At 63.0% G+C, this 1,113-nt stretch carries 1 protein-coding gene; it reads left to right on the top strand.

Features of this window, described 5'->3' with window-relative positions; translation table 11 throughout:
• On the top strand, window positions 1-1,104 hold a 1,104-nt coding region (locus ACFWVD_RS28810; protein WP_379248072.1), incomplete at its 5' end, for an IS630 family transposase.
• Between the last annotated feature and the right edge of the window lie 9 nt (window positions 1,105-1,113).

Below are 1,113 nucleotides of genomic sequence, written 5' to 3'. Positions count from 1 at the left end.
ACGGAGGTGGTGCCGGTGGCTCGCAAGCCGGATGTGTTCGTCAGAGCGGTAACCCCAGAGGAAGGCCGCAAACTCGCCCAGATCGCTAGGCGCAGCAAAGTGCCGGTCCGGATGCGGCGGGCCGTGGTGGTGATGGCCTCGGCCCAGCATCAGCCGGTCGGGCTGATCGCGAAGCTGATGCAAGTCTCGGAATCCTATGTGCGGCAAGTGATCCACGACTTCAACGCCCATGGATTCGAGGCACTGGACCCAAAATGGAGCGGGGGCAGGCCGGCGAAGACCGATCAAGCCACACGTGATCGGATCACTCAGATCGCCCGGTGCTGCCCCCGTGACCTGGGCTGGCCGTTCAGCGTGTGGAGTCTGTCGAAGCTGGTAGAAGTGTTGCGGGGCAACGGAATCGCCGATATCAGCCGGGAGACACTGCGCGCGATCTTGAAGGCTGGCGGGGTGTCGTGGCAGTCCACGAAAACATGGAAGTCCAGCAACGACCCGGAATTCGTCGCCAAGATGAACCGGGTGCTCGACCTCTACGACAATCCGCCCGAACACGGGCGGGTGATCTGCGTGGACGAGTTCGGGCCGCTGAATCTACTGCCCCGAGCCGGCCGTGGCTGGTTCGGCACTGGTCGGCCGAAACGGTTGCGCGCGACCTACCACCGCACCCAGGGTGTCCGGCACATGTTCGGTGCCCTGGACCTGCGCAGTGGCCAGTTGTACTACCGGATCCGGGACCGGAAACGATGGATGGAGTTCCTGTCGTTTCTGAAGTCGTTGCGGGCTCGGTGGTCGGGCGAGAAACTGTATCTGATCTGCGACAACTACTCGGTCCACAAGCGAGCAGAGGTCGGGGCGTGGTGCGCGGACAACGATGTCGAGTTGGTGTTCTTGCCGACGTATTCGTCGTGGTTGAACCGTATCGAGTGTGAGTTCGCCGCGTTGCGGTACTTCGCGTTGAACGGGACCGACCACCGCAGCCACGCTGAGCAGGACGCTGCGATCGGTGACTACATCCGCTGGCGTAACCAGCATGCCGGACCTATCCGGGACTTCGCGGTCGGCTCGAAGATCCGGCGCCCGGATTACCTACCCAACGTTGCTTGACGCGGCACT

It is taken from the genome of Nocardia sp. NPDC058666 (assembly GCF_042714895.1).
Classification (GTDB): domain Bacteria; phylum Actinomycetota; class Actinomycetes; order Mycobacteriales; family Mycobacteriaceae; genus Nocardia.
Note: the sequence above shows the minus strand (reverse complement) of the source record. Positions and strands in the feature narration are given on the sequence as shown.